At 67.4% G+C, this 23,350-nt stretch carries 22 protein-coding genes; 14 read left to right on the forward strand and 8 right to left on the reverse strand.

From position 1 onward, the window contains the following. The first annotated feature begins 75 nt into the window (after window positions 1-75). The 7 genes from gcvT to ACTJKY_RS06905 all read left to right on the forward strand — a co-directional run bounded on the left by gcvT (window position 76) and on the right by ACTJKY_RS06905 (window position 8,641). The gene (gcvT, locus tag ACTJKY_RS06875; protein WP_440844983.1) at window positions 76-1,236 is read left to right on the forward strand and encodes a glycine cleavage system aminomethyltransferase GcvT; all 1,161 of its coding nucleotides are present in this window, start codon (window positions 76-78) and stop codon (window positions 1,234-1,236) included. Between the two features lies 1 nt (window position 1,237). After that, the gene (gene gcvH, locus ACTJKY_RS06880) at window positions 1,238-1,609 is read left to right on the forward strand and encodes a glycine cleavage system protein GcvH (protein WP_440844984.1); all 372 of its coding nucleotides are present in this window, start codon (window positions 1,238-1,240) and stop codon (window positions 1,607-1,609) included. 275 nt (window positions 1,610-1,884) lie between these two features. Next, complete coding sequence (gene gcvPA / locus ACTJKY_RS06885) at window positions 1,885-3,243, forward strand: aminomethyl-transferring glycine dehydrogenase subunit GcvPA (protein WP_440844985.1); 1,359 nt, start codon at window positions 1,885-1,887, stop codon at window positions 3,241-3,243. Further along, the gene (gene gcvPB, locus ACTJKY_RS06890; RefSeq protein WP_440844986.1) at window positions 3,240-4,811 is read left to right on the forward strand and encodes an aminomethyl-transferring glycine dehydrogenase subunit GcvPB; all 1,572 of its coding nucleotides are present in this window, start codon (window positions 3,240-3,242) and stop codon (window positions 4,809-4,811) included. The genes gcvPA and gcvPB overlap by 4 nt, the downstream gene beginning before the upstream one ends. A gap of 236 nt (window positions 4,812-5,047) precedes the next feature. Further along, the gene (locus tag ACTJKY_RS06895) at window positions 5,048-7,387 is read left to right on the forward strand and encodes a DPP IV N-terminal domain-containing protein (protein WP_440844988.1); all 2,340 of its coding nucleotides are present in this window, start codon (window positions 5,048-5,050) and stop codon (window positions 7,385-7,387) included. Window positions 7,388-7,505: 118 nt separating this feature from the next. Beyond that, entirely contained in the window at window positions 7,506-8,009 is a 504-nt protein-coding gene (locus ACTJKY_RS06900) for a DUF1453 domain-containing protein (protein WP_440844989.1), read from the forward strand. Next, on the forward strand, window positions 8,006-8,641 hold the full coding sequence (locus tag ACTJKY_RS06905; protein WP_440844990.1) for a DUF938 domain-containing protein: 636 nt from the start codon (window positions 8,006-8,008) through the stop codon (window positions 8,639-8,641). Before ACTJKY_RS06900 ends, ACTJKY_RS06905 begins: the two co-directional genes overlap by 4 nt. On the opposite strand, the gene ACTJKY_RS06910 is transcribed toward ACTJKY_RS06905, so the two are convergent. The 7 genes from ACTJKY_RS06910 to ACTJKY_RS06940 all read right to left on the reverse strand — a co-directional run bounded on the left by ACTJKY_RS06910 (window position 8,616) and on the right by ACTJKY_RS06940 (window position 15,136). Continuing rightward, entirely contained in the window at window positions 8,616-9,524 is a 909-nt protein-coding gene (locus tag ACTJKY_RS06910) for a DMT family transporter (RefSeq protein ID WP_440844991.1), read from the reverse strand. The two genes, ACTJKY_RS06905 and ACTJKY_RS06910, sit on opposite strands and share 26 nt — an antisense overlap. Before the next feature lie 57 nt (window positions 9,525-9,581). Next, window positions 9,582-10,148: a hypothetical protein gene (locus tag ACTJKY_RS06915; protein WP_440844992.1), complete on the reverse strand. Its 567-nt coding sequence runs from the start codon at window positions 10,146-10,148 to the stop codon at window positions 9,582-9,584. A gap of 69 nt (window positions 10,149-10,217) precedes the next feature. Beyond that, window positions 10,218-11,099, reverse strand: a complete 882-nt coding sequence (gene rfbD / locus ACTJKY_RS06920; protein WP_440844993.1) for a dTDP-4-dehydrorhamnose reductase — start codon at window positions 11,097-11,099, stop codon at window positions 10,218-10,220. Beyond that, window positions 11,099-12,163, reverse strand: coding sequence for a dTDP-glucose 4,6-dehydratase (rfbB, locus tag ACTJKY_RS06925; RefSeq protein WP_141986465.1), 1,065 nt, complete (start codon window positions 12,161-12,163; stop codon window positions 11,099-11,101). Before rfbB ends, rfbD begins: the two co-directional genes overlap by 1 nt. A 3-nt stretch (window positions 12,164-12,166) precedes the next feature. Continuing rightward, on the reverse strand, window positions 12,167-12,733 hold the full coding sequence (gene rfbC, locus ACTJKY_RS06930) for a dTDP-4-dehydrorhamnose 3,5-epimerase (protein WP_440844995.1): 567 nt from the start codon (window positions 12,731-12,733) through the stop codon (window positions 12,167-12,169). Further along, a complete protein-coding gene (gene rfbA, locus ACTJKY_RS06935) occupies window positions 12,730-13,608 on the reverse strand; it encodes a glucose-1-phosphate thymidylyltransferase RfbA (protein ID WP_440844996.1) in 879 nt (292 codons plus the stop codon). The genes rfbC and rfbA overlap by 4 nt, the downstream gene beginning before the upstream one ends. A 115-nt stretch (window positions 13,609-13,723) precedes the next feature. Next, entirely contained in the window at window positions 13,724-15,136 is a 1,413-nt protein-coding gene (locus ACTJKY_RS06940; RefSeq protein WP_440844997.1) for an exopolysaccharide biosynthesis polyprenyl glycosylphosphotransferase, read from the reverse strand. A gap of 577 nt (window positions 15,137-15,713) precedes the next feature. Between ACTJKY_RS06940 and ACTJKY_RS06945 the strand changes: the two genes are divergently transcribed. The 7 genes from ACTJKY_RS06945 to lysA all read left to right on the forward strand — a co-directional run bounded on the left by ACTJKY_RS06945 (window position 15,714) and on the right by lysA (window position 22,721). Then, on the forward strand, window positions 15,714-17,900 hold the full coding sequence (locus tag ACTJKY_RS06945; RefSeq protein WP_440844998.1) for a type I secretion system permease/ATPase: 2,187 nt from the start codon (window positions 15,714-15,716) through the stop codon (window positions 17,898-17,900). Then, window positions 17,897-19,291, forward strand: coding sequence for an HlyD family type I secretion periplasmic adaptor subunit (locus tag ACTJKY_RS06950; RefSeq protein ID WP_440844999.1), 1,395 nt, complete (start codon window positions 17,897-17,899; stop codon window positions 19,289-19,291). Before ACTJKY_RS06945 ends, ACTJKY_RS06950 begins: the two co-directional genes overlap by 4 nt. 103 nt (window positions 19,292-19,394) lie before the next feature. Beyond that, on the forward strand, window positions 19,395-20,213 hold the full coding sequence (locus ACTJKY_RS06955) for an enhanced serine sensitivity protein SseB C-terminal domain-containing protein (protein ID WP_440845000.1): 819 nt from the start codon (window positions 19,395-19,397) through the stop codon (window positions 20,211-20,213). A gap of 147 nt (window positions 20,214-20,360) precedes the next feature. After that, window positions 20,361-20,627, forward strand: a complete 267-nt coding sequence (locus ACTJKY_RS06960; RefSeq protein WP_440845002.1) for a hypothetical protein — start codon at window positions 20,361-20,363, stop codon at window positions 20,625-20,627. A 10-nt stretch (window positions 20,628-20,637) separates the two neighbouring features. Further along, a complete protein-coding gene (locus ACTJKY_RS06965) occupies window positions 20,638-21,150 on the forward strand; it encodes an SAM-dependent methyltransferase (protein WP_440845003.1) in 513 nt (170 codons plus the stop codon). Further along, window positions 21,147-21,413 (forward strand): hypothetical protein, encoded by a 267-nt coding sequence (locus ACTJKY_RS06970; protein ID WP_440845004.1) that lies wholly within the window; start codon window positions 21,147-21,149, stop codon window positions 21,411-21,413. The genes ACTJKY_RS06965 and ACTJKY_RS06970 overlap by 4 nt, the downstream gene beginning before the upstream one ends. 30 nt (window positions 21,414-21,443) lie before the next feature. Continuing rightward, window positions 21,444-22,721: a diaminopimelate decarboxylase gene (gene lysA / locus ACTJKY_RS06975; RefSeq protein ID WP_440845005.1), complete on the forward strand. Its 1,278-nt coding sequence runs from the start codon at window positions 21,444-21,446 to the stop codon at window positions 22,719-22,721. 7 nt (window positions 22,722-22,728) lie between these two features. On the opposite strand, the gene ACTJKY_RS06980 is transcribed toward lysA, so the two are convergent. Next, entirely contained in the window at window positions 22,729-23,256 is a 528-nt protein-coding gene (locus tag ACTJKY_RS06980; protein WP_440845007.1) for a PEP-CTERM sorting domain-containing protein, read from the reverse strand. Window positions 23,257-23,350: the final 94 nt, after the last annotated feature.

Below are 23,350 nucleotides of genomic sequence, written 5' to 3' on the forward strand. Positions count from 1 at the left end.
CAGAGGGGGCGATGGTGTTGCGGGGGCCTGCCGGTCTCTTGCGCATCGTTGACCCTTGATGCCCGGAGTGCCCCGATGAGCGATACCGCCGAAGACACCGCCACCGACCTGCCGATCGAGACCTTGCCGCTCGACGCTTGGCACCGCGCACGCGGCGGCCGGATGGTGCCGTTCGCGGGCTATTCGATGCCGGTCCAGTATGAAGGCATCATGGCCGAGCATCTCTGGACGCGCGAGCATGCCGGGCTGTTCGACGTCAGCCATATGGGCCAGCTGCTCTTCTCGGGCGTCGACTTCGACGCCGGGCTCGAAAAGCTGCTGCCAGGCGACGTGAAGGGCCTCGCCGAGGGCCGGATGCGCTATTCGCTGCTGCTCAGCGAAGAGGGCGGCATCCATGACGACCTGATGATGACCCGCCTACCCGCCGACAACGCCTTCGAGATCGACGGCGGCACGATCTACATGGTCGTCAACGGCGCGACCAAGTGGGACGATCTCGGCGTGTTCCGTGAATTCCTGCCTGACGAAGTGACGATCAACCACCTCGAAGACCAGGCGCTGCTGGCGCTGCAGGGGCCGGAAGCGGTCACCGCGCTCGCCCGCGTGCTGCCGGGCGTCGAGACGCTGGTGTTCATGACCGCCGCCGCGTTCGAATGGAACGGCAACCCGCTCTGGGTGAGTCGTTCGGGCTATACCGGCGAGGACGGATTCGAGATTTCGCTGCCGGGCGAGGTGGCCGAGGCGTTCGCCGACGCGCTGACCGCACAGCCGGAAGTGAAGCCGATCGGCCTGGGCGCGCGCGACTCGCTGCGCCTGGAGGCCGGCCTGCCGCTCTACGGCCACGACCTCGACCTGGAGACCACGCCGGTCGCCGCCGATCTCGGCTTCGCGCTGTCCAAGCGCCGTCGCGAGGAAGGTGGCTTCGCCGGTGCCGAGCGCATCCTGGCCGAGCGCGAGCAGGGCAGCGCCATGAAGCGCGTCGGCCTGATCGTCGAGGGCCGCCAGCCGGTCCGCGAGGGCGCGGCGGTGGTCGATGCCTCGGGCGCCGAAATCGGCAAGGTCACCTCGGGCGGGTTTGCGCCGAGCGTGCAGAAGCCGATCGCGATGGCCTATGTGCCCGCGGCGCTTGCAGTGGCCGGCACCAAGATTACGCTTGTCCAGCGGGGCAAGCGGCATTCCGCGGAGGTCGTTGCGATGCCCTTCGTACCCCACCGCTATGTCCGAAAGGGAGCGTGACATGAGCCGTTATTTTACCGAAGACCATGAGTGGATCGAAGTCGACGGCGACGTCGCGACGGTCGGCATCACCGAATATGCCCAGAGCCAGCTCGGCGACATCGTGTTCGTCGAAGTGCCCGATGAGGGCAAGGAACTGAGCAAGGGCGACGATGCCGCCGTTGTCGAGAGTGTGAAGGCGGCGTCGGACGTGTACGCGCCGGTGTCGGGCACCGTCGTCGAGGGCAATGGCGACCTGGCCGAGAACCCCGCGCTGGTGAACGAGGATCCGGAAGGCGAAGGCTGGTTCTTCAAGATGACGCTCAGCGACGAGAGCGAGCTGGAAGGCCTGATGAACGAGGCCAAGTACCAGGCGTTCGTCGACAAGCTGTGATCTGACCTTTCCCCCTCCCGCGTGCGGGAGGGGGCAGGGGGTGGGCCCACGCTCTCCTCCTGACCGGGCGCCTCGTGGATGGCGGGCGCCCACCCCCGGCCCCTCCCGCACGCGGGAGGGGAGAAGCAAGGGGCACGCAAATTCCCCTCCCGCTTGCGGGAGGGGCTAGGGGAGGGGATGGCAGCCGCCAGTCCTTCCCAAAGAACTTCAGCCCCTCCCCCGACCCCTCCCGCAAGCGGGAGGGGAGGAAAGAGGGAAGGGAACAAGGAACCGTGATGCGCTACCTGCCCCTTACCCCGGCCGACCGTCAGGCGATGCTTGGCACGATCGGCGCCCAGTCGATCGACGACCTGTTCGTCGACGTGCCCGAAAGCGCCCGCCTCAGTGGGCCGATCGCCGGCCTGCCGATGCATGCGTCGGAACTCGCGGTCGAACGCCACATGACCGCGCTCGCGCGCAAGAACCTTGCCGCCGGCGAAGCGCCGTTCTTCCTGGGGGCAGGGGCCTATCGCCACCATGTGCCGGCCTCGGTCGATCACCTCATCCAGCGCGGCGAGTTCCTCACCGCCTACACGCCCTACCAGCCGGAAATCGCGCAGGGCACGCTGCAGATGATGTTCGAGTTCCAGAGCCAGATCGCCCGGCTGCTGGGTTGCGACGTCGCTAACGCCTCGATGTACGATGGTTCGACTGCGTGCTGGGAAGCGATCTCGATGGCGCGCCGCGTCACCAAACGCGGCAAGGCGATCCTCTCGGGTGGCCTGCACCCGCACTACGTCTCGGTCGCCAAGACGATGGCGCGCTTCACCGGCGACCAGCTGGTGACCTCGCTGCCGACGTTCAGCCCCGAGCCCGACACGCTCGACCTGATCAACGCGATCGATGCCGACACCTCGTGCGTCGTCGTCCAGTATCCCGACATTCTCGGCCGCATCGAGGACATGTCGGCGCTGGCCGATGCCTGCCACGCCAAGAAGGCGCTGCTGATCGCCGTCGTCACCGAGCCGGTGGCGCTGGGCGCGATCAAGGCGCCGGGTGAGATGGGCGCGGACATCGTCGTCGGCGAGGGCCAGTCGCTCGGCGTCGGCCTGCAGTTCGGTGGCCCGTACGTCGGCCTGTTCGCCTGCTCGGAGAAGCTGGTCCGCCAGATGCCGGGCCGCCTCTGTGGCGAGACGGTGGATGCCAGCGGCAAGCGCGGCTTCGTGCTGACGCTCTCCACCCGTGAGCAGCATATCCGCCGCGAAAAGGCGACGTCGAACATCTGCACCAGCTCGGTGCTGTGTGCGCTCGCCATGTCGGTGCACATGACGCTCTTGGGCGAGAAGGGCCTGCGTCAGCTCGCCGAGCTCAACCATGTCGGCGCCAGCGCCGCCGCCGATCGCCTGGCCGAAGTGGACGGGGTGGAGCTGGTCACCGACCGGTTCTTCAACGAGTTCACCCTGAAGCTGTCCAAGGAAGCGCGGCCCGTGGTTCGCCAGCTGGCCGACAAGGGCATCCTGGCCGGCGTGTCGCTCGGCCGCCTCTATCCGGGCGTCGAAGAGCTCCAGAACGGCCTCGTCGTCGCGGTCACCGAAACCACCACGGAGGAGGACGTCGAGACGCTTGCCTCCGCACTCGAGGAGGTGCTGGCATGAGCACGATCAACCAGTCGGGCTGGCGCCCCACCACGCCGCAGGCCGGCGAAAGCGACGCTCCCACCTTCACCGGCAACCGCGCGCTGATGCTGGAAGAGGCGCTGATCTTCGAGATCGGCTCGACCGACACCACCGGCGTCGATTTTGGTGAGGCCCCCGCGGGCAAGTCGCGCCTTGCCGGCATGGAGCGCTCGAAGGCCATCGGCCTGCCGGGCCTGTCCGAGCCGGAAACGGTGCGCCACTACACCCGCCTCAGCCGCCAGAACTACGCCATCGATCTCGGCCTGTTCCCGCTGGGCAGCTGCACGATGAAGCACAATCCGCGCCTCAACGAGCGGATGGCGCGCCTGCCGGGCTTCGCCGACATTCACCCGCTCCAGCCGGTCGATACCGTGCAGGGCGCGCTGGAGGCGATCGACCAGCTCGCGCATTGGCTGATCACGCTCACCGGCATGCAGGCCGTGGCGATGAGCCCCAAGGCCGGCGCGCATGGCGAACTTTGCGGCGTGCTGGCGATCCGCGCCGCGCTCGACGCCAAGGGCGAGACCGCGCGCCGCATCATGCTGGTGCCCGAATCCGCGCACGGCACTAATCCGGCGACGGCGGCCTTCGCCGGCTTCGCGGTGGAGGACATCCCCGCGACGCCGGAAGGCCGGGTCGACGTGGCGGCGCTCAAGGCGCGGCTGGGGCCGGATATCGCCGGCGTGATGATCACCAACCCGAACACCTGCGGGCTGTTCGAGCCGGACCTCAAGGACATTTCCGACGCGGTCCATGCCGCCGGCGGCTATGTCTATTGCGACGGCGCCAACTTCAACGCGATCGTCGGCCGGGTGCGTCCGGGCGATCTCGGCGTCGATGCGATGCACATCAACCTGCACAAGACCTTCTCCACCCCGCATGGTGGCGGTGGTCCGGGTTCGGGTCCGGTGGTGCTGTCGGCGGCGCTGGCGCCCTATGCCCCGCTGCCCTTCGTCGAGAAGACCGCGGACGGCTATCGCATCGTCGAGGAAGAGAATGCCGAGGAGCATCATGCCGGCACCTTCGGCCGCATGACCGCCTTCCACGGCCAGATGGGCATGTTCACCCGCGCGCTGACCTATATCCTCAGCCACGGCGCCGACGGCCTGCGGCAGGTCGCCGAGGATTCGGTGCTCAATGCGAACTATGTGCTGCGCTCGATGGAGGACGTGCTCGACGCGCCCTTCGCCAAGACCGGCCCGTGCATGCATGAGGCGATCTTCAGCGACAAGGGCCTGCCCGAGGGCTTCTCGACCATCGACATCGCCAAGGGGCTGATCGACGAGGGCTATCACCCGATGACGGTGTATTTCCCGCTCGTCGTCCACGGCGCGATGCTGGTCGAGCCGACCGAGACCGAGAGCAAGGCGGCGCTCGACCAGTTCATCGGCGCGTTCCGCAATGTCGCGACCAAGGCCACGCAGGGCGAGGCGGCGCTGAAGAGCGCACCGCACTTCGCCCCGCGCCGCCGCCTCGACGAGACGCTCGCTGCGCGCAAGCCGGTGCTGGCGTACAAGGACGCGGTGCCGGCCGAAGCGGCCGAGTAACCCCCGACCCGATACCCCCCGAGAGGGTCGCACACGCCGGTTGGAAGCCCCCGCTTCCAGCCGGCGTTTTGCGTTTGGGGATGGCGCCGGGGCTATTGCGGTCGCTGCCGGCGCTCTGCATACAGGTTCCGCCCGTGCGCGCCGCGCCGGGCCCGCGCGCGGGGCAGCGGCGAGGGACAAGCCGTAGACCCTCTGTCCTGCGGATGGCCGACTCCTCTCCTTCGGAAAGTCTCTCGATGCGCCTGATCGCCTGCTGTCTTCTGGCTTCCCTGACCGCCGGCACCGCGACCGCGCAACAGCGGCCGGTGCTGACCGACGCCGACTATACCCGCGCCATGCACCAGCTGGCGCCATGGACGGCGCCGCTGGTCGATCACGCGGTGCGGTCGGCGCATTGGATTGACGCCAGCCGCTTCTGGTATGTCGACACGGACCACGGCGTGCCGACGATCCTGCTGGTCGATGCTGCCAAGCGGACGAAGAAGGCCGCGTTCGAGACCAAGGGCCTGCTGGCCTCGCTCAATGCGGCAGGGCTGAAGGAGCAGGACCCGGCCAAGCTGTATATCGGCGATTTCACGCCGGATCTCGCCAAGAACAGCGCGGTCCTCAGCGTGGGCGGCAAGCGCTACGTGTGCGCGATGGCGCAACCCTATGCCTGCCAGGAAGCGGCAGCGCCGAGCGCCGGGCAGATCGCAGGCTATCTGGCGCACCAGAGCGTGGCAGACGCGGTGCTCTCCCCGGACGGCAAGCGCGCCGCCTTCGTGCGCGACTGGAACCTGTGGGTCCGCGACATGGCGACCGGGGCCGAGCGCCAGCTGACCACCGACGGCGTCCGGGATTTCGGCTACGCGACGGACAATGCCGGCTGGAAGCATTCCGATCAGGCGATCGTGATCTGGTCCCCGGACTCCAGGAAGCTGGCGACCTTCCAGCAGGACCAGCGCAAGGTGGCGGACTTTTCCACCACCACGACCCAGGTCGGCCATTCGCAGGTCGATACCTGGAAATATCCGTTCGTCGGCGACAAGGAGATCATCCAGATCCAGCGCGTCATCGTCAACGTCGACGCGGCGAAGGTCATCCACCTCAAGATGCCGGCGGAGCCGCATCGCTCCTCGCTTTGCGACGACGTGCTGTGCGGCGAAGGCCCGCAGGACATGCAATGGGCCAAGGACGCCAAGACGCTCGCCTTCGTGTCGACCTCGCGCGACCACAAGGTGGAGACCGTGCGCATCGCCGATGCCGCCAGCGGCGCGGTGCGCGACCTGTTCACCGAGACGGTGCCGACCTGGTTCGACAGCGGCTATAACGACGAAGGTATCAACTGGCGCTATCTGTCCGAGCGCGGCGAGATCCTGTGGTGGTCGCAGCGCGACGACTGGGGCCATTATTATCTGTACAATGCCGGCACCGGCAAGCTCGTGCGGCAGGTGACGCAGGGGCAGTGGAATGTCGACCATCCCGTCTTCATCGACGAACGCAGCGGCAAGATGCTGGTGGCGGGCGTCGGGCGCGAACCCGGCACGGATCCCTATTATCGCAGCATCTACGCGATCGACCTGAAGGGCGGCAGCCCCAAGCTGCTGACGCCGGAGAAGCAGGACCATATCGCGTTCCCGTCCAGCGACGGGCGCTATTTCGTCGACATCTACTCGACCCCGCAGGAACCGCAGACCGCGGTGCTGCGCCGCGCCGACGGATCGGTGGTCGAGACGCTGGCGAAGGGCGACGTGACGCGGCTGCGCGCGGCGGGCTGGCAGGCGCCGGAAAGCATTGCCGTCCAGTGCAGCGACGGCAAGACGCTGTGCCATGGCCTGTTGTTCAAGCCGGCGGGGCTCGATCCGCAGCGCAAATATCCCGTCGTCGACTATGTCTATCCGGGCCCGTTCATGGGGACGATCCCGTCGCGGCAATTCTCGGCCTCGCAGGGGGATGCGGGCGCGCTCGCGCAGCTCGGCTTTGCCGTGGTCGAGATCGACGCACTGGGAACGCCGCGCCGCTCCAAGGCCTTCCAGGACTATTATTATCGCGACATGGGCAAGCAGGCGGTCCCCGACCAGGCCAGCGGCATCCAGGATCTCGGCAAGCGCTACGCCTGGATCGATACCGATCGCGTCGGCATCTGGGGCCATTCGGGCGGCGGCAATGCCACCGCGACCGCGATGTTCCTCTATCCCGATTTCTTCAAGGTCGGCATCGCCGAGAGCGGCAATCACGACAACCGCAACTATGAGGACGATTTTTACGAAAAATATCTCGGGCTGCTGACCACCGACGGCAAAAGCTCGAACTACGACGTGCAGGCCAATCAGGACATGGCCAAGAACCTGAAGGGCAAGCTGCTGCTGGCGCACGGCATGCTCGACGACAATGTGCCGGTGTCGTCGACGCTGCTCGTCGTCGACGCGCTGGAAAAGGCCAACAAGGACTTCGACCTCGTCCTGTTCCCGCGCGCGCACCACGGCTATGGCGACGTATCCTATTACATGATGCGGCGCCGCTGGGACTATTTCGTCGAGAATCTGATGGGGGCGACGCCGCCGAAGGAATTCAAGATCGGGCGCCCCGGCAACTAACATTGCCGTCACCCGGGCCGCGACAGGCGTCGCGGTCCGGGACAGCGCAGGAAAACGGCGTTTTGACGCCGTCGCGCTTCCCCTTATGCTGCACTGCATTGCTTCGGGGGACTCCGCCATGCAGTTCGATACGCCGCACCTGATCCAATACGGTATCACCGCCCTCGTCGTGGGGCTGGTCCTGGTCTTGCGGATACGGCGGATGGCGAAGAGCCGGCCGCTCACCCTGGAGCGGCTGTGGATCGTCCCGGCACTCTATGCGCTGCTGGTCGCCAGCCTGTTCCTGCGGACGCAGCCGAGCCTTGGCGGCTGGGCATTGTGCGTCGCCGCGCTGCTGGTGGGGGCGGGGCTCGGCTGGCAGCGGGGCAAGATGATGCATCTCTCGGTCGATCCGGAGACGCACCAGCTCAACCAGAGGGCGTCGATCGGCGGGCTGTTGTTCATCGTCGTGCTGATCGCGGTGAAGATGATCGGCCAGGCCGAGGGCTCGGCGTTGCACCTCAATGTGATGCTGCTGACGCAAGCGTTCGGCGTGATGGCGCTGGGGCTGTTCAGCGTGATGCGGGTGGAGATGTATCTGCGCGGCAAGCGCCTGCTCGCCCAGGCGCGGGTGGCGGCATGAGCGACGCACGCGACCGAGGCTGGCTCGCCCCGCCGCCCGAAGGCGTGCGGCGCCATGCCCCCGCGACGCTGCGCAACCGCGCGGCGATCGCGACCATGCTCGGCGACCTGCTCCCCGCCGCCGGTCGCGTGCTCGAAGTGGCGAGCGGCAGCGGCGAGCATTGCGCCTATTTCGCCGAGCATTTCCCCAAGCTGGAATGGCACCCGAGCGATCCGGACCCCGATGCGCTCGCCTCGATCGCCTCGTGGTGCGCGGGGCTGGCCAATGTCCGTCCGCCGGTCGCGCTCGATGCGGCAGCGGCGACGTGGCCGGTCGGCCATGCCGACGCTATCCTGTGCATCAACATGGTCCATATCAGCCCCTGGGAAGCCACGCTGGGGCTGATGGCGGGAGCAGGGCGGCTGCTGCCGCCGGGCGGGCCGCTGATCCTCTACGGGCCCTATCGCGAGGCGGGCGTGCCCACCGCGCCTTCGAACGAGGAATTCGACCAGTCGCTGCGTGCGCGCAATGCCGAATGGGGGCTGCGGCTGCTGGACGACGTGATCGCGGCGGCGGCGGCGCAAGGCTTGGCGTTCGACCGGCGGGTGGCGATGCCCGCCAACAACCTCATAGTGGCGTTTCGGCGTAGCTAGCGCGTCCCCGCGCCAGCTTCTGCTCGCGATAGACGATGTAGAGCCCGCTGGCGATGATCACCGGTGCGCCGAGCCAGGTCGAGAAGGTCGGGAACACGTCGAACAGCAGCCAGCCGTAGAGCGTCGCCCAGATCAGCCCGGAATAGTCCATCGGCACCACCGCGGAGACCGGGGCGAAGCGCATCGCGCCGGTCAGCGCCAGCTGGCCGACGCCGCCCACCAGCCCGGTGGCGATCAGGATCGCCCAGGTCTCGGCATCGTGCGGGCGGTAGTTGAAGGCGTAGATCGCGCCGAGCACCGGCACCGAGAGCAGCGAGAACCAGAACACCGTCGTGCCGGCGGTTTCGGTCTTGCCGATCTGCCGGAGCGTGATCGCGACGATGGCGACGAACAGCGCCGCCATCAGCCCGACGAACGCGCCGAACAACGGAATCGTCTCCTGCCCCGGCTGCACCACGATCAGCACGCCGACAAAGCCCAGGATCACCGCGCCCCAGCGGTGCCAGCCGGTCGGCTCGCCGAGGATCAGTGCGCCGAGCAGCGTGGCGAAGATGGGCACGGTGAACTGGAAGGTCTGCGCCTCGGCCAGTGGCAGCAGGATCACCGCACCGAAGGTGAAGATCATGCCGGTCAGCCCCACCGCCGTGCGCCAGACATGCGCGCCGAACCGCGCGGTCTTGAGCGACTTGAGGCCGGGGCCCATCATCACCCACAGGGTCACCAGCGGCACCGCCCAGAGCTGGCGATGGAACATCGTCTCGATCAGCGAGGCGCCGCGCAGTTCCGACATCTTGATGAGCGCCGACATGGTCGACATGCAGGCAATGGCGAAGAGGCGGAGCGCCAGGCCGGTGGCGATGCGATCGGGACGGGCTTCGGACACCGGGCGAGGGTTAGGGGCGGGGGACACAAGCGGCAACCCTAATTGCGGGATTTCCTGTCAATCCCGGCGCTTCCCGAAGTCGAGCGGCGCCGCGCCGACCAGCCGCAGCACGGTGTTGGCCGCGTTGCGCCAGGCCTCCATGCGGCGCCCGATGGCCTCGCGGCCCTCCCTGGTGTCCATTTGCGCGACGATGTCGGACGAGAAGCGCAGGAATTTCCGGATGGTGCGGGAATCCTCGAAGCCCAGCCCCACCTTAAGCTGGAACAGGTAATCGCTCATCCTGTCGTAGCATTCCTCGCGCGGGCCCACGTCCCAGCTGCGATAGAACAGGTCTATCTCCTCGCGGACGCCGTCTAGCGTGGCTTGCAGGGCGAGGCGTTGCCGCTCCGCCGCCTGCCGCACCTCTTCCTCCGCGAGATGTTCCTGCAGCTTCCATTGCGCGCGGTTGACGAAATAGAGCGCCAGCGCAATGCCGACTTGCCCGATCGCGCCCACCGCCGCGATGAAAGTGGTAATCGGATCGGCCGATTTTACCGTCAGGATCACGGTGAGCACCACCCCGACGACTGCGCCGCCGAACAGCCAGCGGCGCTCCGCTTCCGATAGCGTGTGAATCTGTTGCATCGTTATTCCCCCGTAACTTGGAACATGTTCCTCATACAGGGTCGGTAGCTGTCGGAGCTATCGAAAGAGTTATGCCGGGCGTCCTGCGGCGAACAGCCGGTCCACCACCATCGCGAGCGACTCCTGCCATGCCGGTGCGCGGTAGCCGAAGGTTTCGGCGAAGCGCGTGCAGTCGAGGCGCGAGTTGGCGGGGCGCTGGGCCGGGGTGGGGTAGCCCGAGGTCGGGATGCCGGTCACCGCGGCGGTCGGGCCGCCATGCTTGGCGCTCTCGGCGAAGATCGCGCGGGCGAAGTCTGCCCAGTTGGTCTCGCCCGAGCCCGTGAAGTGGTAGAGCCCGCTGGAGGCGCCTTCGCGCTGCCAGTGATCGACCACCGTCAGGATCGCCGTCGCGATGTCGAGCGCCGAGCTCGGGCAGCCGCGCTGGTCCTCGACGACGTTCAGCGTATCGCGCGTCTCGGCGAGGCGCAGCATCGTCTTGACGAAATTGGCGCCGAACGGACTGTAGACCCAGGCGAGCCGCAGCACGGCATTGGTCGCGCCCGAAGCCTGCACCGCCTGCTCGCCGGCGAGCTTGGTCGCGCCATAGACGCCGAGCGGTCCGGTGCGATCGTCCTCGCGCCACGGGCGATCGAGGCTGCCGTCGAACACATAATCGGTCGACAGATGGATGATCGGGGCACCGATCTTCGCGCCCGCGCGCGCCAGCACGCCGGGGCCGTCGCCGTTGATCGCCATCGCCAGCTCGGGCTCGCTCTCGGCCTTGTCGACCGCGGTATAGGCGGCCGCGGAGACGATCAGCTCGGGCTGGATCCGCGCCACCGCGGCTTCGATCGTCTCCGGCTTGGAGAGATCGAACTCGGGATAGGTGGTAAAGACCAGATCATGGCCCTGCGCCTGCTCGGCCAGCGCCTGGGCGACCTGGCCGTCATGCCCGGTGACGAGGATGCGCATCAGGCGGTCTGCCCCAGACGCTCGCCGGCGTACTTGCCGGAGCGGATCGGGCCCCACCACCACTCGTTGGCGAGGTACCAGTCGATCGTCGCGGCGATGCCGGTGTCGAAATTCTCCTCGGCCTTCCAGCCGAGTTCAGTTTCGAGCTTGGTTGCGTCGATCGCATAGCGGCGGTCATGGCCGGGGCGATCGGTGACGAAGGTGATCAGCTCGCGGCGCTTGCGGCCATCGGCCAGCGGGATGCGCTGGTCGAGCAGGTCGCAGATCGTCTCGACCACCTGCAGGTTCGTGCGCTCGTTGCGGCCGCCGACATTGTAGCTCTGGCCGACCTTGCCGGTGGTGGCAATGGTCGCCAGTGCCTTGGCGTGATCGTCGACATAGAGCCAGTCGCGGATGTTCTCGCCCTTGCCGTAGACGGGCAGGGGCTTGCCCTCGAGCGCGTTGAGGATCGTCAGCGGGATCAGCTTTTCGGGGAAGTGGAACGGCCCGTAATTGTTCGAGCAGTTCGACAGCACCACCGGCAGGCCATAGGTGTGGCCCCATGCACGTACGAGATGGTCGCTCGCCGCCTTCGATGCCGAATAGGGCGAGGAGGGATCATAGGGCGTTTCTTCGGTGAAGATGCCGCTGTCGAACGGCAGGTCGCCGAACACCTCGTCGGTGGAGATGTGGTGGAAGCGGAACGCGTCGCGCTTCTCGCCTTCGAGTTCGCGCCAATATTGCAGCGCCGACTGGAGCAGCTTGAAGGTGCCGACGACGTTGGTCTCGATGAACTCGCCCGGGCCGTCGATCGAGCGATCGACATGGCTCTCGGCGGCGAGGTGCATCACCACGTCGACCTGCTCTTCGCGCAGCAGCGGCAGGATCGTGGCGGTGTCGGCGATGTCGGCATGGACGAAGCGATAATTGGGGGCGTTCTCGATCGCGGTCAGCGAGGCCGGGTTGCCGGCATAGGTGAGCTTGTCGAGATTGATGACGCGCGCACCTTGGCGAACGAGATGACGCACCACCGCCGAGCCGATGAAGCCGGCGCCGCCGGTGACGAGGAAGGTCTGCTGCTGCATGGCTCAGCCCTGATAGAAGAAGGGGGTGTTGAAGTCGGCGAAGGACGGGGCTTCCGCGTCCTTTTTGGACAGTACCGGCGCCACGCCGATGTCCGGCCAGGCGATGGCGAGGTCGGGATCGTCCCAGCGGATCGCCATTTCCTCGTCCTTCGCGTAGCGCGCGCTGACCTTGTAAAGGATCTCGCAATCCGGAACGAGCGTCATGAAGCCGTGGGCATAGCCGGCGGGGATCAGCAGCTGGTTCCACTTTTCCGCCGACAGCTCGACGCCGACCCATTTGCCATAGGTCGGCGAGCCGCGGCGGATATCGACGGCGACGTCGAAGATCGCACCGCGCAGCACGCGGACCAGCTTGGCCTGGGCGAAGGGCGGGGCCTGGAGGTGCAGGCCGCGGATCGTGCCGGGCTGGGCCGAGAAGCTCTGATTGTCCTGCACCCAGCGTGCCTCGACCCCCTCGGCATCGAGCACCGACTGCTTGAACACTTCGGAGAAGAAGCCGCGATGGTCGCCATATTTGGGCGGGGTGAACTCGATCACGCCCGAGAGTTCGTGGTGATGCACCTGGGTCATGCCGCGGCCGCCACCTTACGGAGATAGGCGGCATAGCCGGTCTTGCCGAGCCCGGCGGCGCGCTTGACCAGATCCTCGGCGCCGAGCCAGCCGGCCTCGAACGCCACTTCCTCGGGGCAGGCGATCTTCACGCCGGTGCGGTGCTCCAGGGTGCGGACGAACGAGCCGGCCTCGTGCAGGCTGTCGTGCGTGCCGGTGTCGAGCCAGGCATAGCCGCGGCCGAGCCGGGTGATGTGGAGGTCGCCACGCTCCATGTAGACGCGATTGACGTCGGTGATTTCGAGTTCGCCGCGGGGGGAAGGCTGGATCGACTTGGCGATCTCGACCACGTCCTTGTCGTAGAAATAGAGGCCGGTGATCGCCCAGTTGGACTTCGGCTCGGCCGGCTTTTCCTCGACGCTGGTGGCCACCCCGGTCACCGGATCGAAGGCGACCACGCCGTAGCGCTCGGGATCATCGACATGATAGGCGAACACATTGGCACCGCCCTGCGATGCCTGCTCGGCGGCCGCCTTGCAGCGCTCGCCCAGCTTCTCACCGTGATAGATGTTGTCTCCGAGGATCAATGCGCTGGGCTCGTTGCCGACAAAGTCCGCACCGATGACGAATGCCTCGGCGAGGCCGTTCGGGGACGGCTGCTCCGCGTAGCTCAGGTTGATGCCGAAGGCAGAACCGTCGCCGAGCAGCGCCTGGAACATCGGCAGGTCGCGCGGGGTGGAGATGATCAGGATGTCGCGGATGCCGGTGAGCATCAGCACCGACAGCGGGTAGAAGATCATCGGCTTGTCATAGACGGGAAGCAGCTGCTTCGAGATAGACAGCGTTGCGGGGTAGAGGCGCGTGCCGCTGCCCCCCGCAAGGATGATTCCCTTCATTCAATAATCCCCCATGGCGCGGGCGGTGCCGCAACAAGAACAACGAACGACAGACGGAGCCGGCCCGCTTTCAATCCATCGATCGATGGAGCGCGGGACCGGCTACGCTGCGATATCAGAACGCGTTGGAGTGCACGATCACCCGCAGCGTCTTGAACAGGATGGTGATGTCGCGCCAGATGTCCCAGCCGTCAATATATTCCATGTCCGCCTGGAGGCGGTTGGTGAGATCGACGCGGCGATCGGTCGCGCCGCGGAAGCCGCGCACCTGGGCGAGGCCGGTCATCCCGGGCTTGAGCGTGTGGCGGTGCCAGTAGCGCTCGTCGATTTCCCAGAACAGATGGTCGGCAGCGCGCGAGCCGAGCGCGTGCGGGCGAGGGCCCACCACGCTCATGTCGCCGCGCAACACGTTGAGCAGCTGCGGCAGTTCGTCGATGCTGGTCTTGCGGATGAAGCGGCCGACCTTGGTGATGCGATCGTCGTCGCGACTGGCCGAGACGTTGCCGTTGGCGTCGCACAGCGTGACTCGCATCGAGCGGAACTTGAGGATCTTGAACAGCCGGTTCCCGCGGCCGACGCGGTCCTGCGCGAACAGCACCGGGCCTGGGCTCTCCAGCTTGATCAGGATCGCGACGATGATCATCAGCGGCGCAAGCGCCAGCACCGCGGGCACGGTGATCGCCAGGTCCAGCGCGCGCTTCTTGGCGCGGTTCGGCATGCTGAGCGGGCCCTGCGACACGATCAGCGTGTCCTTGCCGTCATAGGAGTCGACGCCGATCGCGCCCAGCGCGTTGAACTGGGGGACGAGGATCTCGCCCTTGATGTTCATGCCCTTGAGCAGCAGCGCCCAGACCGCGCGATGCTCCTCGGTGCAGGCGACGACCACGCGATCGAACCCGATCACGGTGGTGCCCAGCCGGTGCAGCATCTGCGGGTCGCGCGGGTTCGGGGTGAGGTTGATGATCCGTGCGTCGAGCGCCACGGCATCCCCGGCAACGTCGAGCGCGACGCCGTCCACAATCACCAGTTCGTCGAGCAGCCGTCCGCCGGTAGCTGCGCGGACATGGCCGCGGAAGACCAGTCTACCGGTGGTGAGCAGGAACAGCGACAGCAGCGCGCCCTCGGCCAGCTGCACGCGCGAAAGCGGCAGCTCGGCGGTGAGCAGATAGCTGCCGAGCAGCACGACGAAGACTGAGAAGAAGAAGGCCGAGAAGATGTTCTTCACGCCGCTCACCGGGTGGCGCAGGCAACCCAGCGAATAGGTGCCGCTGGCCAGCGCCGTGCCCAGCGTGATCGGCAGCAGGAACACGCCGACATTGATGCCGGCGAGCGACAGCCAGTTGCCGTCGCGGGTGCAGGCCGCGAGATAGAAGGCAGCGAGGATCGCGATGCTGTCGAGCAGCAGCAGTTCGGTATAGAGCACCATGCGCAGCGTCGAACGCCGCCAAACGGGTGCAACCGAGCGATCGACCCGGGCATGCGCCCGGAGTTGCTCTTCAAAGGCGCGCTGTGCTTCGAAAGCGTTCATGGCCTCATTGGGCTCCCTCAACGGAATTTGCACGCTGACAGCGGCCGAGTCGGCCTGTTGCACTGCATTATAATGGGACGCTTCGCGTTGCGATAGTCTCGGTATCGATCAATTGGTCTGTTTTTGGGACCGGGATTAAACAAGATCGCACCCTGGATTGTTGGTCGTGACGAGAGCCTAACCCGCATGAACGCGTGAGACCCGAGCAAATATCCCTCCAAAACCGACACTATTTGCCGTATTTTCAGGGTAGGACGACCAAAAGCCATGTATCCCCAGCTTTCTCCTCGGATCAAGGCCCGGCCGGGGCCCGAGGCCGCGCAGCATGACGGTTTCTTCGCGGTTGCAGCGTGATTCGCCGATTGGATTGCTGCAGTGCACCTCAAAATCGTCACGGTCCGTCGCGGTGGTTTCGAACGAAACCGTAAAGCGCGCTGCTTAAGGATCGTCTAACCGGCAGTGGCGGGGGCGCTGCAGGCTACGCATAAACCACAGAAACCTTTAGATTAATCGAGTCTTTACCAGCCTTCTTCATCATGGGGTCGACGAGTAGCGCCATGGAGGCAGAGTTCCGGAAATGACACGCGACGAGATGCAGGCCACCCTGCAGAGCGCTTTTGCTGGCCCATCGGCCGCCGAGCGCGAGGCCGAACTGCGCGAATCCGGGCTGGTGGCGCTGTCGCTGCTGCTCGGCGTGCACAATATCGCCATCACGCCCGAACAGCTGCGCCACGCGCTGGGGCACGGCGAATCGCCGACGATCGACGACCTGATCCTGCTCGCCAAGCGCCAGCAGGGCGTCCGCGCCAAGGCGGTGGACGTGCCGCGCGGCGGCCTCGCCCGCCAGCCGCTGCCCGCGATCGCCGACGGCCCCGAGGGCTGGTTCGTGATCGGCGGCCTTACCGAGCATGGCGTGATCATCCAGCGCCCGGGCCATGCGCCCGAGCAGGTCGACCGCGACGGCCTTGATTCGCTTTGGTCGGGCACGCTGGTGCTGCTCACGACCCGCGCGGTGGCGGGGCGACCGCTGCGCTTCGGCTTTTCCTGGTTCACCGCGCAGTTCAAGCGCTACCGCCGGCTGTTCCTCGAGGTGCTGGGGATCACCTTCGCGCTCAACCTGCTCGGCCTCGCCGCGCCGCTGCTGTTCCAGAGCGTGATCGACAAGGTGCTGATCCACAACAGCATGAGCACGCTCAGCGTGCTCGCCTTCGCCTTCCTGATCGTCTCGGTCTGGGAAGTGGCGCTGGGCTGGATCCGCACCCGGCTGTTCACCGAGACGACGCAGAAGATCGACGTCGAGCTCGGCGCCCGCCTGTTCCACCATCTGCTGGCACTGCCGCTTTCCTATTTCGAGAAGCGCCGGGTGGGCGACACCGTCACCCGCGTCCGCCAGCTCGAGACGATTCGCGAGTTCCTCACCAACGCCTCGCTGACCGTGCTGGTCGACCCGCTGTTCACCCTCGTCTTCCTGGCAGCCATGCTGTTCTATTCGCCGATGCTGTCGGCGATCGTGGTGGCGTCGCTGGTGCTCTACGCGATCGTCTCGTTCAGCATCGCGGGCCCGCTGCGCGCGCTCGTCGAGGACAAGTTCGAGAAGAGCTCGGCCAGCAACGCGCTGCTCGTCGAGAGCGTTTCGGGCATCCACACGATCAAGGCCACCGCGGTCGAGCCGCACTGGCAGAATGGCTGGGAGCGCCAGCTCGCCGCCTATACCGGCGCCTCGCAGCGGCTGATCAACACCGCCAATACCGGCAGCCAGGCGATCGAGCTGATCTCCAAGTTGAGCTTCGCCGCGATCCTGTTCTTCGGCGCGCAGGCGGTGATCGGCGGCGCGATGAGCGTTGGCGCGCTGGTTGCCTTCAACATGTTCGCGCAGCGCGTCTCGGGCCCGGTGATCCGCATGGCGCAGCTGTGGCAGGACTTCCAGCAGGTCCGCATCGCGATCGAACGCCTCGGCGACGTGCTCAACCATCCCGTAGAGCCGCGCCCCGCCTCGGCGGCGACGCTGCCGGTGCTGCGCGGTGCGATCCGCTTCGAGAATGTCAGCTTCCGCTATGCCGAGGATCAGCCGCCGGTGCTGAGCGACATCACGCTCGACATCCCGGAGGGGACCTCGCTGGGCATCGTCGGCTCCTCGGGCTCGGGCAAGTCGACGCTGGCCAAGCTGCTCCAGCGGCTCAACCTGCCGAGCAACGGCCGGGTGCTGGTCGACGAGGTCGATGTCGCGCAGCTCGATGCGGCCTGGCTCCGCCGCCAGATCGGCGTGGTGCTGCAGGAGAACCTGTTGTTCAGCCGCACGATCCGCGAGAATATCGCGCTGTGCAACCCGGCGATGCCGTTCGAGCATGTCGTGGCGGCGGCCCAGCTTGCCGGCGCACACGACTTCATCCTGCGCCAGCCGCGCGGCTATGACACCGAGATCGTCGAGCGCGGCGTGAACCTCTCCGGCGGCCAGCGCCAGCGGCTCGCCATCGCCCGCGCGCTGGTCGGCAATCCGCGCATCCTGGTGTTCGACGAGGCGACTTCGGCGCTCGACGCCGAGAGCGAGGAGCTGATCCAGAACAATCTGCGCGCGATCTCCGCCGGCCGCACGCTGGTGATCATCGCCCATCGCCTGTCGGCGGTGCGCGGCTGCGATCGGATCATCACGCTCGAACAGGGCCGCATCGTCGAGAGCGGTCGTCATGACGAACTGCTGCGCCTGGGCGGCCGCTATGCCGACCTGCACCGCCGCCAAAGCGGCTTCGGGGAGATTGCCGCATGAACGCCGTCGTCACCATGGGCCCGCGCGGCCCGCTCGCCCGGATCCGCGGCACCGTGCTGCCCGCGCGCAGCACCGACTATGACACCACCTTCCTGCCCGCCGCGCTCGAGATCATCGAGCGGCCGGTGTCGCCCACCGCGCGCCTCACCGCCAAGGTGATGGTGGCGGGGCTGGCGATCACCACCGCATGGCTGGCGATCGGCAAGGTCGAGGTGATCGCCCCCACCCAGGGCCGGATCGCGCCGATCGGCGAGACCAAGATCGTCCAGTCGCCCGAATCGGGCATCGTCCGCCATATCCTGGTGGGTGAGGGGCAAAAGGTCAGCAAGGGCCAGGTGCTGGTCACGCTGGACCCGACGATGAGCGCTGCGGAGGCCAACCAGGCCAAGGTCGCCTTGCTCAGCGCCCAGCTCGACGTCGCGCGCAACCAGGCGATCGTCGATGCGCTCGACGGCAAGGGCTTCCATTTCGTCGCCCCCGCCGGGGCAAGCCCGGCCGAGGCGGCGACGCACCGAGACCTCGCCCGCGCCCGGCTCGGCCAGATCGAGGCGGCCACGGCCGGCGGCCGGTCGGACAGCGGTGCCGCCGTCTCCGCCGCCGCCGAGGCGCAGGCGCAGGTGCAGAAACTCGAACAATCGCTGCCGCTGCTCGAACAGCAGGTCGCCGCCAACGAGACGATGGCCGCCAAGGGCTATGTCTCCAAGCTGCGCGTCGTCGATCTTCGCCGCCAGCTGATCTCCGAGCGGCAGGACCTTGCGGCTGCACGCGCGAGCGTCGCCAAGCTCGGCCAGCAGTCGCATAGCGCGAGCAGCCTCTCGGCAAAGACCCGCGAAGAGGCCCGCGCCCAGGTGCTGCAGGATCTGGTCAAGGCCGAAGGCGAGGTGCGCGGTCGCAGCGAGGACGTCGCCAAGGCGAGCCTGCGCAGCAGCTTCCGCGAACTCCGCGCGCCGGTGAGCGGTACCGTCTCGCAGCTCCAGGTGCATACCGAGGGCGGGGTGGTCGAAGGCGTGAAGCCTTTGCTCTCCATCGTGCCGGACAAGGCGCGGCTCGAGGCCGAGGTGATGATCGACAATAGCGACATCGGCTTCGTCCGCACCGGCATGCCGGTAAAGGTGAAGCTCCAGGCCTTCCCCTACACGCGCTACGGCATGATCCCTGGCACGGTGGTGGGGATCAGCCCCGAGGCGGTGCAGGTCAAGGAAGGCCAGCCGCCGGTGTACAAGGCGCGGATCGCGCTCGACCGCAACTATGTCAACGCACACGGCGCACAGGTGCCGCTGCGCCCGGGCATGATCGCCAGCGCCGACATCGTCACCGGCAAGCGGACGCTGCTCAGCTATCTGGTCGGCCCGGTGCTGGAAACGGGGAGCGACGCGCTACACGAACGGTGAGGCGAGGCGGGCATGGTTCCCGCCGCCCTTCCTTTGCATCTAAGATGGAGAATAGGCCGCCCGCGCTGCTGGCCGGGCGGCCCTCGATTTTGCGGGGGAAGGCATGTTCAAGTGGTTGGCGAAACGGAACGCGGCAAAAGCGGATCGCGCGGGCCCGGAGCCCGATCGTGTCGGGCAGGAAAGCCCGGCCGTCGCCCCGCGCTTCGAGCCGCAGAACGACCTCGAACGCGCATTGATTCGGGCCGGCGGCGACGTCGAATATCGCGAGCACTTCACCGCCATGCTGCTGGAGGCGCCGCTGCTCTTCGCCACGCCCGAGGCCACGGCTGAATCGGGCACGAGCGTGATCCAGGCGGGAGAAAACCTGTCGATCCTCCGCGCCCGGCGCTTCGACGGGGAAAGCTATCCGGCGGTCTTCACCTCCGAGCTTCGCGTCGCCGAGGCGTTCGGCGCGGGCACCGGCTATGTCCAGTTGCTGGGCAAGACGGCGCTGGAGATCGTCGCGGCGGACGGCGCCTGGCTCAACCCAGCCTCGGGCTACAACGTCGCCTGGCGGTCGCGCGACCTGCGGGCCATCTTGGGCCAGCCGGTCCCATGGACGGTGGAGCAGGAAACCCAGGTCCTGCTCGGAACGCCGCAGGAAACACCCACCGCGTTGATCGAACGGATACAGGCGATCGTGCTGCCGGATCCGCGCATCGAAAGCGCATGGCTGGCGCTCGCGCACTGGCCGACGACGAACAGCTTTTCCTGGTATCTCGACATCCGGACCACGGCCGCGCGTGAGGATATCGCGCCGGGCTTTGCAGGGGTCTGCGACGGCGGCGTTTCGGCCGGACGCGCGTTGGACATCCAGTTCCAGCCCCCCGGCGGCAACGAGGGCCAGGGCATCCGGATCAAGCCGCAGACGCTGCACGCCTAGCCCGCGGGCGTCCCGGCCCCACCGCCCGACTTTATGCAATCCTAATGCTGCGCGGCCGGCTTCGCTCTCGAAGCTTAATGCGGGGACTGCCTAGCTTGTGGGCGTCGGTTCCATCGGGAGCCGGCGCTTGTCAGGAGTGCGTTCGGCATGGCGTCCGATCTCGTTGCGGAGCCCGATCCGGCTGCCACCATCCTCTGGGTGGGGCAGGACCGGGAGGGGCATTGGCTGGTTCAGGAAAATCACGGCCTGATGGAGGGCCGCTTCGTCTCGCGCGCGGCGGCGTGGCAATTCGCGCGGGCCGAGCGCCACGGCTTCCCCGGTGCCGAATGCGCCGAGGCGGGGCAGCCGCTGGTGCCGTGGATCTCTTTCGCGCCGCTCGGCGCCGACGAGCGCGCGCCGCGCCGGGCGGTCTGAGGAGACGGCCATGAATCTCGCTTATGCCTATGCCGTCCCGCCGGTGCGACCCGGCGCCCCGCTTTCCGCCATCGTCCGCCACGCGCTGTGCGATGCCGCCGAGGCCGTCGCCGCGCGCGACCTGCGCTGGCCGGCGGTGCTCGAACAGCTGAAGATGCTGCGCGCGGCGGGGCGGCGGAGCGTCCGCATCGTCGATGCGGCCTGCGGCGACGGTGCGCTGCTGCTGCCAATCCTGGGACGGGCGCGGACGCTCGGTTTCGTCGCGATCGAGGCGCGAGGCGTGGACCGGGATGCCGCGGCGCTGACCCGTGCCCGCCGCGCGGCCGCCGCGATGGCGGATCTTGCGATCGCGGTGGAGTTCGATCGTGGCAGCGTCGAAACCGCGCTCCGCGAGGAAGCCGCCTTTCCCGCCGATATCCTGCTCTATGCGGCAGATCGAACGGAGATGGCGCGCTTCGCCGCGCTCGCACGCCGTGCCGGGGACATGGTGCTGGGCGGCCATCACCGGGCGGCGGGGCAATGAGCCGCCAGGGCGACCGCCTCTGGCACGGTGTCGGCGGCTTCCTGCTGATCGCCGGCGGGCTGGCGGGAACGCTGACCGACATCAGCGGGCCGGAAGGGGCGGGGACGCTGCTGCTGCTCGGCTTCCCGGTCGCGATCCTCGGCCTGGTGCTGGTGGTGCAGGGCAAGCGCGCGCCGCTGGCGATCCGCGTCGAGTGCAGCCGCCACCGACACCTGCTCGAGCGGCTGCAGGCGCGCCGCACCGGCCGCCCGCCGCGCGGCTGACACTGCCGCATCATCAAACAAGGAATTTGCATGTCTTTCGAGATGCGGGACGGCGTGCTCCACGCCGAGGGCGTGCCGCTGCCAGTGATCGCCGACGCCGCGGGCACGCCTGCCTATGTCTATTCGGCCGCGGCAGTGCGCGCGGCGGCGCGCCGCTTCGTCGAGGCGCTGGCGCCAATCGCCCGCAAGCAGCTGCTTTATGCGGTGAAGGCCAATCCGCACCCGGCCATCCTTCAGACGCTGGCGGCATTCGGCTTCGGTGCCGACATCGTCTCGGGCGGCGAGCTGCAGGCGGCGCGTGCGGGCGGCATCGCACCTGCCGACATCGTCTATTCGGGGGTCGGCAAGACGCGCGACGAGATGGCGGCGGCGCTGGACGCCGGGATCGGCCGGTTCAACATCGAGCATGAACGCGAAGGCGAGATACTGTCGACGCTCGCCTGCGCGCGCGGGGTGCGGGCTACCGCGCTGCTGCGGGTGAACCCGCTTGTCGATGCGCATACCCATGCCAAGATCAGCACCGCGCTGACCGACAGCAAGTTCGGCATTCCCTATCCGGAGGCCATGCCCCTGTACCGCCGCCTCGCCGCGCTGTCGGGGCTGAACCTGCAGGGAGTCGCGGTGCATATCGGCAGCCAGATCACCGATCTCGCGCCGCTGTGCGCCGCGTATCGGCAGATCGGCAAGCTCGTCGCGGCGCTGCGGGCAGAGGGGCATCGCATCAGCCATGTCGATCTCGGCGGCGGGCTTGGCGTTTCCTATCGCGCGGGCGAGCCGGGTGCCGATGCCGCGGCCTACGGCGCGATGGTCGCGCGGGAGACGCAGGGCTGGGACGTTGCCCTGTTGTTCGAACCCGGCCGCTTCCTCGTCGCGCAGGCGGGGGTGCTGCTCACGCGGGTGCTATGGGTCAAGCCCGGCCAGCCGCACCCGTTCGTGATTATCGACGCGGCGATGAACGATCTTGCGCGGCCCGCGCTCTACGACGCCTGGCACGAATTCGTGGCGGTGCGCCCGCACGACGCCGAACGCTTCGTCGCGCATGTCGTGGGGCCGGTATGCGAATCGGGGGACCGCTTCGCCCAGGCGCGGACCATCGATCGCGTCGAGGAAGGGGACCTCGCCGTGCTGGCGACCGCCGGCGCGTACGGCGCGGCGATGGCCTCGACCTACAATGCCCGCGCGCTCGTGCCCGAGGTCTGGGTGGATGGCGACCTGTTCGACATCGTGTCGGACCGCACGCCTGCGGCGATGGTCCGCCCGCAGCGCCTGCCGCGCGGGATGGTGCTGTCCGCCTGCGTGCCGGCTTGATCGGCGATCAAATAGCGGCGCGCGTCTTGCGTCTGCGCCGATAGCGCAGCACGCTGCCAAGACCGGCCATGCCGGCGATCAGCGAAGCCCATGTGGCGGGTTCGGGAATGGCCGAGGTCGCCGTCACCGCGACAGTGGCTGCCGTCCAGTCGCCCTTGCCGTCGGCATAGAAGAAGAAGGGTGCGGTCGGCGTGGCCGAAAAGGGATTGTCGATCATCGTGCAGAAGGACTGCGCGACGATCTCGCACCCGCCATAGTCCACCGGATATTCGCCGATCGACAGGCTGGCACCATCCCAAGAATACCAGACCTCATAGGGAATATTGAAGGCGTGCACCGTCAATCCCTGCTGGGTGCGACCGAAGGCGGCCGAGGTTCGGTCGAATTCGATGGTCAGGCGAAGATCCGCATCATCGAAGGCCGGAGCATCCGAGTTCGGCACATACCAGAAGAAGTCGTTGGCCGTGATGTGCAGCGTGATGGGTTGTGCGACGGCCGGCAGCGGCGTCGATGCCGCGAGCGCGAGTGCGAACATGTTCCTGCGCATGTCGATTCCTCTCCCCTGTTTTTCTTCAGATGCGGCGCGGCTGCATCCTTTCATAGGGCGATCCGCGCGGGAAGAAAGAGTC

The sequence above is a fragment of the Sphingomonas sp. 22176 genome, from assembly GCF_052045505.1.
Classification (GTDB): domain Bacteria; phylum Pseudomonadota; class Alphaproteobacteria; order Sphingomonadales; family Sphingomonadaceae; genus Sphingomonas.